An 11928-nucleotide genomic window follows, 5' to 3' on the forward strand; every position below is an offset into this window, starting at 1 on the left:
TATTCAGTTACAGGCCTATCTTCAGCGAGACGATGCAGTGACACGACGGCGCAGCGTCATGGTGTGCGACGGGGTCGACCACGGGCCGGCAACCAGGTGCTGCAGCGCCTCGATGAACGTCTCACCCTCGCTGGGCGAGAGTCCTTCGAGCGACTTCGCGACGGCTGCGTTGTAGGCCTTCGAGCCGGCCTCGAGCAGCTTCGCGCCGGCCGGAGTGATCGCCACGATGCGCGCGCGGCGGTCCGTGTCCGAGACCCGTCGCTCGGCCAGACCGCGTCGCTCGAGGTTGTCGAGGGTGGTCACCATCGTGGTCTTGTCGAGCATCGCCATCTCGGCCACCGCGTTCTGGGTGTACTCGCCCTCCGCCGCCTTCATCAGCACGCAGTACTCGCGCACCGACAGGTCGATGTCGGCCAGCGCCTCGCCGACCTGGGCAGCGAAGGCATGGGCGGATTGGTTGAGCAGGAACAGCAGGTCGATGCGCGGTCCAGTCATGAACTAGATCCTAACGAATCATCCGATAACGAACTATCTTCTGTCGGATGATCCAAGCGGCGGCGCCAACCCTGAGAACAGGATCGAGCACCGCCGCCGTCGCCGGCCGCGAGCGGCCGACTCAGAGATACTGAGCGAGGTCCTTCTGGATCTCCTCGGGCGTCACCGGAGGCTCGTAGCGCTTGATGACCTGGCCGTCGCGGCCGATCAGGAACTTCGTGAAGTTCCACTTGATGTCACCCGGATCGGCGGCGGGCGTGATCTCCTTGACGTGCTCGTAGAACGGCCCGAGGTGCGGGCCCCAGTCACCGGGCGCCTCGGCTCGCAGGTACTCGTAGAGCGGGGACGCGTTCTCGCCGTTGACGTCCACCTTGGCCAGGACCGGGAAGGTCACGTCGTAGGTCGACCGGCAGAAGTCCTGGATCTCGTCGTCGGTGCCCGGCTCCTGCCCCATGAACTGGTTGGTCGGGAACCCGATGACCTCGACGCCGGAGTCCTTGGTCTCCCGGTAGAGCGCCTCGAGCCCCTCGTACTGCGGCGTCAGACCGCACTTGCTCGCGACGTTGACGATCAGCAGCAGCTTTCCCCTGTAGTCGCCGAGCGCAACGGTGCTGCCGTCAGCGGCGGTCGCTTCGAAGTCGTGCGTGGTGGTCAAAGATCTCTCCTCGGAACGTCGGAACGTCGAACATCGGTGGTCGAGCCTGTCGTGGCGACAACCCGGACCCGCCCGAGGTTATGCCCCGCGCTGGTGCGGCACGGCCGACGCCTCGTCGGCCAGTCGCCGCTCCCGCGCGACGGTCATGATCGCGGCCGACATCCACTCGACCGCCTCGGGCATCTCGAAGGCGATCTCCTCGAGCAGCGTCGGCATGTCGTGACGCCCCACCGAGAGCAGCATCTCGCTCAGCGAGCCGTCGGGCCCGGTGACCATGAACCGGAACTCGATCGCCTCAGGCGTGACCGTCGCGGCGCACCGACTGGTCTCGAACGCCCATGGCGTACGACGGGCTTCGCCCTGGGCGCCGGGAGTCGTCATGACCGCGCATCCTATTGAGGTCGGCAGCCCGAAGACACCCTTTTCACTTCTCGGATGGCCCTTCGAACAGTGATTCGAATCTCGTCACCCGGACACGCGACCCCGGCGCGCACCGGACCCCTCGCGTACCGATACGTTTCGACCGCGTCATTCAGCAGGGCACATTGGAGAGGGACACAACTTCACATGATGGGCGGGCATCACGCGGCCTCCGGGGCTGCCGCGTGGATTGCAGTGACTTCGTCGGCACCGATCGCGTTCGGGTGGTATCCCGGCGTCTCGGACGTGGGCGTGATGGTCGGCACCCTGGTGTGTGCCGGCGCCGCGCTGCTCCCGGACGCGGACCACCACAACGGCACGATCGCCAACTCTCTCCCGCCGGTCTCCGAGGGTGTGACCAAGATCGTCGGCCAGGTCTCCGGCGGCCACCGCAACGGCACCCACTCGATCCTGGGCGTGCTCGCCTTCACCGGCCTCGCCTGGGGCGCGGGGATGCTCTCGCTCGAGACGAAGACCTTCGGCACCGTCCTGATCGGCCCGGGCATCATGTGCGTCCTGCTGGTCGCCTTCGCGCTGGACGCGCTCAAGCTCACCCGCAAGGGCGTCCTGTGGCCGTGGATCTCCTCGGTGTCGCTGGCTGCGCTGATCTCCGTCTTCGCGCCGGAAGAGTGGTGGTGGATGCCCTTCTCCGTCGCCCTGGGGTGCGTGGTGCACCTGCTGGGCGACCTGCTGACCACGATGGGGATCCCGCTGCTGTGGCCGTTCCCGACCCGGCCGCCGCGGTGGATCACCCGCAACAAGTGGCTGCCGTTCGACAACATGTGGACCCGGGGCGGCCACTTCGCCCTGCCCGTCCTCGGCGACGCCGGCTCGATCCGCGAGTGGGTCGTGATGACCCCGATCAGCCTCTACGCCATCCTCGGCTTCGGGTGGGCGATGCTGAGCCAGATGGGTTTCGACGTGGAGAGCCGCTGGGACGTCCTGGTCGCCAACCTGAGCACCCTCCTCTGACCCTCTGCCCCAACCTCAGGCAGGTGTCGAGCGCCGCCGACCGCGCAGCGGTCGCACCACGAAGATCCCCGCCAGCAGCGCGAGGGCGGCGAGGAATGAGACGACCGCCAGCAACCCGCTCAGGATCACCTTGGTCTGGATGCCTCGGTGCTGCTCGGCGACGTCGTCGGAGACGATCAGCGTCATCGACACGATGGTGTCCTTGAGCAGCTGGATGAAGCGGGTCATGTCCTCGGACCAGACCTGCGCGGCCGGTCGCCCCAGGCCGTGCTCCTGCAGTGCCGGGACCACGCCGGCGAGCGAGCCGTCGTTGATGACCTGCACCACCGCGTTCTGCGAGACCACGCCGCGGGAACCGTCGGCGAAGGTGCCGTCGGAGATCTTGTCGAGCTCCCTCTAAGTGACCTCGGGAGCGTCGGCGTAGAAGGAGCGCGAGTTGAGCTGCCACGACGTACGCGCCTTGCTCATCGCCTCCATCGACTCCTCGTCGATGTGCCCGGTGACCAGTGCCGGCACCATGACCGCGCGCTCCACACCCAGCGACTCGGCCGCGGACCGGACGTACTTGAGGTTGGTGACCTGCTTGTAGATCTTCTCGCTGGGGATGTTGGGCATCTCGGTCGCGAAGTCGAGCAGCTCGTAGGCGGTGTCGGTGTAGGCCGCGACGGCCGCCTCCGTGCTCGCCTTGTCGCCGTCCTGGAGGTCCTCGCGATAGGCGTCGATGCCCTTGAGCACTGTGTAGGTGCGCTCGACGCGCTCGCGCAGGCTGGGGGTGTCGGCGAGGTCGACCTTGGTGATGTCGTCGTGCCAGGCGCGGATCGAGTCGTCGGTCACCTTCTGATAGGCCTGCCGCACCGCGTCCGGGACCTGGTCGGAGCCGAGCGCATCGCGCTCGAAGATGAGGTCCATGCCGAGCTCGTAGCTCTCGGGGAGCGCTCCCGCGATCGTCATGGCGCGGCTGGAGACGGAGCGTTGGCCGATCGCGTCGACGAAGGTCAGCACACCCGCCACCAGCGCGACGACGACCGGGATCAGGAGGGCGACGAGCACCTTCGTGCGCAGCAGCCTCGGCTTCGCAGCAGCATGCGACCGAGGCGTACGCTGCAGCGACTCGACCACGCCGACGACCGACGTACCCGACCCCGGCGACCCCGACAGTCCCGCCCCCGAGGCCCCGAGCGTCGCCGCCGAGGACGGAGCGGCCGAACCAGCCTTGGGAGCCGCGATCGCCGCAGGCTTCGCGGGGGCGGAGAGCTCGCGCATGCCGGTGACGGTCGCGGGCGCGACCCCGGGCCGGCGAGCGAAGGCGACGACCTCACCCGCGGTCGGACGCCTGGCCGGGTCCTTGTCCATCATCGAGGCCACGAACTCGTCCACGTGCGCCGGCACCGTGACCACGTCGTTGACGTGCGGGACCGGCGCGGTCACGTGCTGGTAGATCATCGAGACCGGCTCGGCGCCGGCGTAGGGAGCGCGCCCGGTGAGCAGCTCGAAGTAGACGCAGCCCAGGGCGTAGATGTCGCTCGGCGGCCCCACCACGGTGTCGGCGGCCTGCTCGGGCGAGATGTAGGGCAGGCTGCCCATCACGTGCCGGGTGGAGGTGAGCCGCTCGCCCTCGTGGTTGGCCAGCTGGGCGATGCCGAAGTCGAGCACCCGGATCCGGCCGTCGCCGTCGTAGACGAGGTTCGAGGGCTTGATGTCGCGGTGGATGATGCCGGAGGCGTGCACCGCGGTGAGCGTCCGCGCGACCTGCACCATCGCCTCGCTCGCCTCCTCGACGGTGAAGCGCCCCTGCTTCTCCAGCCGGTCGGCGAGCGTCGGCCCGGGGAGCAGCTCCATGACCAGGTAGACGATGTTGCCGTACTCGGTCGTCTCGACCCCGACGTCGTGCACCTGCACCGTGCCGGGGTGGCTGGCAGCCGTCGTCGAAAGCGCCTCACGCCGGAAGCGCTCGGTCACCTTCGGGTCGGCGGAGGTCTCCACGACCTTGACCGCCACCCAACGTTCGAGCCGGATGTCGGCTGCCTGCCAGACCTCGCCCATCCCGCCGCGGCCGAGCAGTCGGTGCAGGCGGTATCGGCCTGCGATCGGGGGGCGGGTTCGCATGCGCATATGTTGGCGGACTCACACCCCGCGCGTCTCGTGTACGCACCGATGAGATCGGCAGATCTTTGCTATGGTCGCCGGTTTACGCATCAACAGAACGTCCTCTCGAACGGAGCAGCACGACGCCGAGCGCGACGAGCACGGCCAGCATCACGCCGGTGAAGGTCCCCCACGCGATCGTACGACTCTTGGCCTCATCGTGCTCGCGCGTGATGTCGTCGGCGAGCTTCTGGGCGGCGTCGACCACGACGTTGCGCAGGTCCTGCACGAAGGTGGCCGCGTCGGCCAGCCAGACCTGGTCGGCCGAGGTGCCTTCACCGCCGTCCTCGAGCTGCTCGACGACGTCGCCGACCGCGCGAGCGTTGAGCACCCGGAGGACGACACGCTGCGACGGCACGCTGTAGGAGCCGTACTCGAAGGAGCGCGCGGAGATGGCGTCGAGCGCCTGCCTGGTGCCGGGCTCGGCCTCCCGGTAGATCGACTCGCTGTTGGTGGCCCAGGAGCTCTGCGCCGCTCGCAGCTCGGCGATGGCCCGGTCGCTGATCCGTCCCCGACGCAGCGCGTTGGCCATGATCTTGCGCTCGAATCCGAGCACCTCGGCGACCGGTCCGATCGCCTCCAGGTTGCGCGCCTGCCGGGCGAGATCCTCCTCGTCGAAGGTCGGCAGCTCGGCAGTGAGGTCGAAGAGCCCGTTGACCGCGTTCGTGTACGTCGCCAGGTCCGCCGAGATGTTCGTGCGGTCCCCCGAGCGGATCGCCGAGCGGAACTCCGAGAGCCGCTCCAGCGCTGCCGCCGTCCGCTCCGTACGCCGCCGCGGCCCGGGGTCGCCACCGCGCTCGAGCCTCTTCACCGCGGCGGTCCAGGCCTCGATCGACTCGTCGGTGACGGCGAGGAACTCCTCCGGCACCCGTCCACCGCCGCGCAGCGCGTCCCTCTCGATCGAGAGGTCGAAGGCGAGCGCGACGCTGCTCGGCAGGATCTCGGCGAGCGGCTCGGCGTCGCCGAGCCTGGCTCTGGTCTCCCCAGCGCGCACCGCGCTCCACCCACCGAGGACGAGACCCGGCAGGAGGAGGAGCATCAGCACCCCGACGAGCGCGGGAGCGGCCCGCGCTCGTCGGGCCTTCGCGCTCGTGGTCCGCACGATCTTCTTCGGCGGCGCGGTCAGCTCGCTCTCCAGGACCGTCACCACCTCCTCCGCCTGCGGCCGAGCGCCGGGGTTCTCGGCGAGCATCGCGGTGACGATGCCGTCGATCTGACCGGGCACCGTCACGACCGAGCCGACGCGCTCCGGGTCAGGCCCTGCGTACGGCGGGCGGCCGGCGAGCATCTCGAAGAAGACCGCGCCGAGGGAGTAGATGTCGGTGGGCGTACCGACCCGTTGCCGCTGGATCTGCTCGGGAGACAGGTAGGCCATGCTCTCCCCCGGCCGCGGCGGTGGTGCGGCGACCAGCACGGCCCGCCCGTCCTTGCCGAACCCGATCGTCGCCGGCCGGATGTCGCCGTGCACCTGACCCTCGGCGTGGCCGCCCATCAGCACACGCGCGATCTGGCCGACGATGTCGGAGGCCTCGTCGGCCGAGATGCGGTGCCCGCGGGCCAGCCGGGCGGCCAGACTGTGACTGTCGGGAGCGGGCCCGTCCTGTCCGGTCGAACGATTCACATGCTGGCGACCGGCGCGTGGGGGACGGAAACGCATGGGTCCATAGTCCCTGTTGTACGCGCCGGCCGCCTCCCCTCAGCGAATACTTTTTGCAGACTTCGCCGAGATTTCCCTCGGATCAGCGCTCGTACGCCGACCCAGATAGGCGAGGCAGGCCACCGCGAGCGCCACTCCCCACAGCGGCCACAGCGTCTCCGGCGCCCACGCCGCCCAGTCCTCGGTGGCGCCCGGCACGCTCGCCAGGTCACCACCGACGATCATCCGCCAGAAGGACAGTCCTGCCGAAGTGACCGCACCGGCGACCAGGAGACCCGGCATCAGCGCCATCGCGACCGGGACCTCGCGGCCGCCGACCCGCGGCACCCACCTCCAGAAGACCTCACCCCAGCGGGCGATCAGACCGCAGGTCAGCGCGGATCCGACCACCGCGAAGAGCGCCAGACCGAGGCCGGCCCAGCGTCCTTCACCGAGCTCGTCGAGCATCTCCCGCCGGATCCCGAGCGGCACGCCGACCGCCCAGGCGATGCGGGTGACGGCGTAGAGGAGCGGTACGACGGCGGCGACCGCGACAGCCGGGCGCCCCCAGCGCGCCCAGCGGCCCCAGTCGAGCCGGCCGCTCGGCTCGGCCCGTTCGAGCAGCCCGATGCCGGCGACCACCGTCGCCAGCCCGCCGACCGCGTGGGCGAGGCCCGCGCCGGCGTCGAGGACGATGTCCCAGCCCAGCTGCCCGGCGCCGGGTCCGGTCCCGACGAGCGCGAGCAGGATCTGCGGCAGATAGCCGAGGAACATCAGTGCGCGGACGTCGGAGACGACCAACGCCACCACGAGCCCGACGACGATCAGCAGCCGGCCGGTGCGTCGCCGTGTCCGACGGTCCTGGGTCGCGACGCCCACGGCTCCGGCCGCCAGGGCCAGGAGCGCGGCCACTCCGACCGCCCCGGACATCTGCGCGCCGCTGAGACCGCTGAGCGGCGAGGCGTCGGTGGGCACCCACGGGGCCGGGATGCGCCCGAGGAGCGCGAGCCCGGACAGCGCGCCGAAGGCCAGGGCCCAGGCACCGGCCAGCCACGGCGCCGCTCGGCGAGCGGCGGATCGCGGCTGCGTACGTTTCATCGTGATGGTCATCGCGCCACGCTCCTGACGCTGTCCCAGCGGCGGCCGACGGTGCGGAGCAGCGCCGGGTAGACGACGGCGTAGCGGAACGGCTTGATGAAGGCCAGGTACGCCTCGCCGAGCCGTCCGTTCGGCCGCACGAGCACGCTCAGCTGCGCGGTGTGGCCACCGGGCGCGGTGGCGTCCTCTGCCCAGCCGAGGTGCAGGACACCGTGCACGGTGCGGTTGGCGATCTCCGCGGCGTACTCCCGGTCCGTCAGGTAGAGCGGCTCGAACGGGCCGGTGTCGCGCTCGGGCACCGGGCGGTCCCGGAGGTCCTCGGGCAGGCGGTCGCGCAGCGGCGTGACGCGGTGCCCCAGGCCGTGCTGGTCCGCGTCGGTGCCGAGCACGCGGCCGAGAGCCCAGCGGACCGCGAAGAGGAAGCGGTACGCCGCGGGGAACTCACGACTGTCGGTGCTCATCATCGCCTCGACGAAGCGCGGGAAGTCGCCGGCGTCACCGTGGGCGGGCAGCGCCCAGGTGTCCTCGAGGTCGAAGTCACCGGCGATCTCATGGATCCGCCAGGGTTGCCCGGAGTAGGCGCCCGACGGGAGGGGTCTGGTTCTGGTCTGTGTGGTCATGTCTCCACACTGGTCCGTGCAGAGCGCCGCCTCGTCGCCCTCAGGTCGCGGCCTTCTCATCCTCCAGGATGAGGCTCAGCCCCTCGGCCCGACCAGGCCGGTCTCGTAGGCCAGCACCACCGCCTGCACCCGGTCGCGGAGCCCGAGCTTGGCGAGCACATGACCGACGTGGGTCTTCACCGTCGCCTCGGAGAGGTGGATGCGACGGGCGATCTCGGCGTTGCTGTCACCGGTCGCGAGCTCGAGCAGCATGTCGAGCTCGCGCGGCGTGAGGGCCTCCCGGATGTCGGCGATGCGACCGCTGTCGGGCGCCGGCCCGGTCGCCACGTGCTCCAGCAGCCTGCGCGTCGTCGAGGGCGCGACCACCGCGTGACCGGCATGGACGGTGCGGATCGCGGCCACGATCTCCTCGGCGCGCGCGTCCTTGAGCAGGAAGCCGCTGGCCCCGGCCCGGATCGCCGGGAAGGCGTAGTCGTCGAGGTCGAAGGTGGTCAGCGCGACGACCCTCGTCGCCGGCTGCTCCGCGGCGATCGCGGCCGTCGCCTGGATCCCGTCGAGGCGAGGCATCCGCAGGTCCATGAGCACCACGTCGACCCGCCTCGTACGCACCAGGGCGAGCGCCTCGTGACCGTCGGCCGCCTCGCCGGCGAGCTCGAGGTCTGGCTGGCTCTCCACCATCATCCGCAGCGCGGAGCGCATCAGCTCCTGGTCGTCGACGATCGCGACCCGGATCGGGTTCTCCTCGCTCACAACGGCAGCACGGCGAGCACTCGCCAGCCCTCTCCGCTCGGTCCGGTCTCGAGGGTGCCGCCCACCGCGGCGACCCGTTCGCTCATCCCGCGCAGCCCGCGGCCCGGAGGGCGCTGGCCGCCGACGCCGTCGTCGGTGACCTCGACCCGGAGCCGGCGCGCGGCGCGCGTCACCGACACCGTCGCGACCGCACCAGGACCGGCGTGGCGGGTGACGTTGGTGAGCGCCTCCTGCACGACGCGATAGGCGGTCAGCCCGACGTTGGGCGCGACCTGGCCGAGGTCGCCCGTCTCGAGGTCGACGCTCAGTCCGGCCCGGCGCATCCGCTCGACGAGGTCGTCGATGTCGGCCAGTCCCGGCTGCGGCTCGGTGGAGGACTCGCCGCCGAGCACCCCGAGGAGACCGCGCATCTCGACGAGCGCCTCGCGGCCCGTGGTCGCGATGGTGTCGAGGATGCCCGAGGCCCGCTCCGGTTGCTGCCCGACGACCATCCGACCGGCCTCGGCGTGGCTCACGACCACGGCCAGCGAGTGGGCGACGACGTCGTGCATCTCGCGCGCGATGCGCTGGCGCTCGTCGGCGGCGGCACGGTCTGCGAGCTGGCCGACCCAGGCGATCCGGGTGGCTCGGAACCGGCCGAGAGCCCAGGCCGCCACCGTGGCGGCCAGCGTCGCGGTGGCGACCATCAGCCACCACGCCCAGCCCTCCAGACCGGTGCCCTCGAACCGCCAGAGCCTCACCACGGTAAGCAGGCAGCCCACCAGCGCGACGCCGAGCGCGACGCCGGGCCACGGCCGCCGGTCCTGGGCGCTCACCGCGTAGAGCAGCACGAAGAAGCAGAGGCTGCTCGGCAGCAGCACCGGCCCGTACGCGCTGCCCGCCGCCTCCGCCGTCGGGCCGTCCAGGTCGGGAGCGGCGACGAGCACCAGCTCGGCGAGAGCACCCGCTGCGTACGACTCGAGAGGGAAGCGCCGGGCGGTGGCCACCGCCGCGTGCAGGACCACGAGCGCGGCCACGAGCGCGACCTCCCAGGCCGTGGCGACCTCGCCCTCGGTGACCGAGGTCCAGCCGACCGGCAGCAGCACCAGCGCGAGCACCCCGGCCAGCGCGAGCTGGCCGGCGTCCCCCAGCCAGCGGGGTCCGGGTGCGGCGGCCACGGTCATGCGCTCACCCTAGAACCAGCGGGCGCAGAGGACGACCGTGTTATCGGCTGCGGGTCACTCGCCCCGGGGGCCGGTGGTCTCGTTGCGCTCGGCCTTCTCCATGCTGCGCGACTTCAGCAGGCTCAGCACCGTGGTGACCGCCAGGATGCCGACGATGACGCTCAGCGAGACCTCGATGGAGACCTCCGGGGCCCAGCCGACGTGCTCCCCGCCGTTGATGAAGGGCAGCTCGTTCTCGTGGAGCGCGTGGAAGACGAGCTTGAAGCCGATGAAGCCGAGCAGGATCGCCAGACCGTAGGAGAGGTAGACCAGACGCTCGAGCAGGCCGCCGATCAGGAAGTAGAGCTGGCGCAGACCCATGAGCGCGAAGATGTTGGCGGTCATGACCAGGTAGGGCTCGTTGGTCAGGCCGTAGATCGCGGGGATCGAGTCGAGCGCGAAGAGCAGGTCGGTGGTGCCGAGGGCGCAGATGACCACGAACATCGGCGTCGCCACGCGCTTGCCGTTCTCGCGGATGAACATCTTCGCGCTGGTCCACTGCGAGGTGAGCGGGATGCGGCTCTCGAGGAACTTCACCACGGCGGGCTCCTCGTACTCGTCATCGTCGTCGTTGCCCTCCAGGGCGAGCTTGACCGCGGTGTAGATGAGGAAGGCGCCGAAGAGGTAGAAGACCCAGCTGAAGTTGTTGATCGCCGCCGCGCCGACGCCGATGAAGATGCCGCGGAAGACCAGCGCCAGGATGATGCCGATCAGCAGCGCCTTCTGCTGATACTTACGTGGCACCGCGAACTTCGACATGATGATGATGAAGATGAACAGGTTGTCGACCGACAGCGAGTATTCGGTCAGCCAGCCGGCGAAGAACTCGGTGCCGTACTTCGGGCCGGAGAAGTAGTAGACCCCGATGCCGAAGACCACGGCCAGACCGATGTAGAGGCCGAGGGCACCGATCAGCTCACGACGCGAGGGCTCATGGGGTCGTCGTCCGATGACGAGCACGTCGACGAGCAGCACTGCGCTGGCGATGCCGATGGTCAACCACCAGATGAGCGGGGAGACGTCCACGAAGGGACTCCTTTTGATCGTGAGGCAGAAGCGGGTCTTCGCCGAAGATTAGGCGACCGAGGTCTCAGCCTCGAAAGTAGCGGCAGGCCGGACCCCGGTTGTACGACGAGTGTGCGACCAATCTAACAAGCGGCATCTCCGGCATCCCCATGCTCTCAGGCGAGGAAAGACCGATGAGGCGACGATCACACTGCGGATGACTGGACCTCAACCGCACTTGATGTTTTAGCGTCGCTGTTCGAAGAGAGAGGAGGGGGTGTGAGCGACACACTCACCGACCAGTTCAAGGCCGGCTTCCGTCGATATCCCACCGGCGTGGCCGTCGTGGCAGCCTCGACCGAGACCGGACCTGTCGGAGCGACCGTCTCCAGCGTCGCCTCGGTGAGCGCGAACCCGCCGCTGCTGTCGTTCTCGGTCTCCCAGGCCAGCCGCTCCGGGCCGGCGCTCGCCGGCAGCGGCCGGGTCGGCGTGCACGTACTGACCGAGGCGCAGGCCGACGTGGCCGCAGCCTTCGCCGACCGCACCGCTCCACGCTTCACGCTCGGGCAGGGCTGGCGGCTCCCCCAGGGTCAGCCGCCCGTGCTCGAGGACGCCGCAGCGAGCTTCTACGGCCAGGTGGTCCGCGTCGTACCCGCCGGTGAGGCCTGGCTGGTGCTGGTCGAGATCGAGTCGATCACCCTCGACGAGGCCGCCGACCCGCTGCTGCACCAGGACCGCCGCTACTGGTCCCTCGGCGCCCAGGTCAGCACCCTCCCGCTCGACCGCGTCCTCCCCGAGAAGGCTTCCTGACCGTCGACCCGACGGTCTCTCCACCACATCATCGAGAGGAACCATCCATGCGCCTGTTCGCGCCCACCATCGAGGTCTCTGCCCACTGCGACCTGCCCTGCGGCGTCTACGACCCCGCCC

14 protein-coding genes are annotated in these 11928 nt (G+C 70.0%); 3 read left to right on the plus strand and 11 right to left on the minus strand.

The features are described from left to right. Positions 1–21: 21 nt before the first annotated feature. The 3 genes from IEY81_RS17435 to IEY81_RS17445 form a co-directional block, all read right to left on the minus strand. Positions 22–495 carry a MarR family winged helix-turn-helix transcriptional regulator gene (locus tag IEY81_RS17435; RefSeq protein WP_189119759.1) on the minus strand — a complete coding sequence of 158 codons (474 nt, stop codon included), beginning with the start codon at positions 493–495 and terminating at the stop codon, positions 22–24. A gap of 121 nt (positions 496–616) precedes the next feature. Further along, the gene (locus IEY81_RS17440; protein ID WP_189119760.1) at positions 617–1150 is read right to left on the minus strand and encodes a glutathione peroxidase; all 534 of its coding nucleotides are present in this window, start codon (positions 1148–1150) and stop codon (positions 617–619) included. A 78-nt stretch (positions 1151–1228) separates the two neighbouring features. Continuing rightward, positions 1229–1531 carry a hypothetical protein gene (locus IEY81_RS17445; protein WP_189119761.1) on the minus strand — a complete coding sequence of 101 codons (303 nt, stop codon included), beginning with the start codon at positions 1529–1531 and terminating at the stop codon, positions 1229–1231. A 189-nt stretch (positions 1532–1720) separates the two neighbouring features. Between IEY81_RS17445 and IEY81_RS17450 the strand changes: the two genes are divergently transcribed. Continuing rightward, entirely contained in the window at positions 1721–2542 is an 822-nt protein-coding gene (locus IEY81_RS17450; protein WP_268244505.1) for a metal-dependent hydrolase, read from the plus strand. Between the two features lie 15 nt (positions 2543–2557). Here IEY81_RS17450 and IEY81_RS17455 read toward each other — a convergent pair whose 3' ends face one another. The 8 genes from IEY81_RS17455 to IEY81_RS17490 all read right to left on the minus strand — a co-directional run bounded on the left by IEY81_RS17455 (position 2558) and on the right by IEY81_RS17490 (position 11019). Beyond that, positions 2558–2887 carry a hypothetical protein gene (locus tag IEY81_RS17455; RefSeq protein ID WP_189119763.1) on the minus strand — a complete coding sequence of 110 codons (330 nt, stop codon included), beginning with the start codon at positions 2885–2887 and terminating at the stop codon, positions 2558–2560. Positions 2888–2938: 51 nt separating this feature from the next. After that, positions 2939–4648 (minus strand): protein kinase domain-containing protein, encoded by a 1710-nt coding sequence (locus tag IEY81_RS17460; RefSeq protein WP_189119764.1) that lies wholly within the window; start codon positions 4646–4648, stop codon positions 2939–2941. 82 nt (positions 4649–4730) lie between these two features. Continuing rightward, positions 4731–6344: a serine/threonine protein kinase gene (locus IEY81_RS17465; RefSeq protein ID WP_189119765.1), complete on the minus strand. Its 1614-nt coding sequence runs from the start codon at positions 6342–6344 to the stop codon at positions 4731–4733. Between the two features lie 39 nt (positions 6345–6383). After that, entirely contained in the window at positions 6384–7433 is a 1050-nt protein-coding gene (locus IEY81_RS17470) for a hypothetical protein (RefSeq protein ID WP_189119766.1), read from the minus strand. Next, positions 7430–8041, minus strand: a complete 612-nt coding sequence (locus IEY81_RS17475) for a DUF2867 domain-containing protein (RefSeq protein WP_189119767.1) — start codon at positions 8039–8041, stop codon at positions 7430–7432. The genes IEY81_RS17470 and IEY81_RS17475 overlap by 4 nt, the downstream gene beginning before the upstream one ends. Before the next feature lie 75 nt (positions 8042–8116). Beyond that, positions 8117–8791 carry a response regulator gene (locus IEY81_RS17480; protein WP_189119768.1) on the minus strand — a complete coding sequence of 225 codons (675 nt, stop codon included), beginning with the start codon at positions 8789–8791 and terminating at the stop codon, positions 8117–8119. Next, the gene (locus IEY81_RS17485; protein WP_189119769.1) at positions 8788–9954 is read right to left on the minus strand and encodes a sensor histidine kinase; all 1167 of its coding nucleotides are present in this window, start codon (positions 9952–9954) and stop codon (positions 8788–8790) included. Before IEY81_RS17485 ends, IEY81_RS17480 begins: the two co-directional genes overlap by 4 nt. Positions 9955–10008: 54 nt before the next feature. Further along, on the minus strand, positions 10009–11019 hold the full coding sequence (locus tag IEY81_RS17490) for a TerC family protein (RefSeq protein WP_189119770.1): 1011 nt from the start codon (positions 11017–11019) through the stop codon (positions 10009–10011). A gap of 258 nt (positions 11020–11277) precedes the next feature. Between IEY81_RS17490 and IEY81_RS17495 the strand changes: the two genes are divergently transcribed. Together IEY81_RS17495 and IEY81_RS17500 are read left to right on the plus strand one after the other, a co-directional pair. Continuing rightward, the gene (locus IEY81_RS17495; RefSeq protein ID WP_189119771.1) at positions 11278–11808 is read left to right on the plus strand and encodes a flavin reductase family protein; all 531 of its coding nucleotides are present in this window, start codon (positions 11278–11280) and stop codon (positions 11806–11808) included. A gap of 47 nt (positions 11809–11855) precedes the next feature. Continuing rightward, on the plus strand, positions 11856–11928 hold a 73-nt coding region (locus IEY81_RS17500; protein ID WP_276529628.1), incomplete at its 3' end, for a superoxide dismutase [Ni].

Origin of the sequence: Nocardioides luteus (assembly GCF_014648595.1) — a bacterium.
In the GTDB taxonomy this organism is placed as follows: domain Bacteria; phylum Actinomycetota; class Actinomycetes; order Propionibacteriales; family Nocardioidaceae; genus Nocardioides; species Nocardioides luteus.

What these genes read in the sequence shown, in the direction of transcription:
- IEY81_RS17460 (WP_189119764.1), bottom strand. Translation starts at nt 4,648, where the DNA reads ATGCGAACCCGCCCCCCGATCGCAGGCCGATACCGCCTGCACCGACTG.
- IEY81_RS17475 (WP_189119767.1), bottom strand. Translation starts at nt 8,041, where the DNA reads ATGACCACACAGACCAGAACCAGACCCCTCCCGTCGGGCGCCTACTCC.
- IEY81_RS17450 (WP_268244505.1), top strand. Translation starts at nt 1,721, where the DNA reads ATGGGCGGGCATCACGCGGCCTCCGGGGCTGCCGCGTGGATTGCAGTG.
- IEY81_RS17465 (WP_189119765.1), bottom strand. Translation starts at nt 6,344, where the DNA reads ATGCGTTTCCGTCCCCCACGCGCCGGTCGCCAGCATGTGAATCGTTCG.
- IEY81_RS17485 (WP_189119769.1), bottom strand. Translation starts at nt 9,954, where the DNA reads ATGACCGTGGCCGCCGCACCCGGACCCCGCTGGCTGGGGGACGCCGGC.
- IEY81_RS17445 (WP_189119761.1), bottom strand. Translation starts at nt 1,531, where the DNA reads ATGACGACTCCCGGCGCCCAGGGCGAAGCCCGTCGTACGCCATGGGCG.
- IEY81_RS17435 (WP_189119759.1), bottom strand. Translation starts at nt 495, where the DNA reads ATGACTGGACCGCGCATCGACCTGCTGTTCCTGCTCAACCAATCCGCC.
- IEY81_RS17470 (WP_189119766.1), bottom strand. Translation starts at nt 7,433, where the DNA reads ATGACCATCACGATGAAACGTACGCAGCCGCGATCCGCCGCTCGCCGA.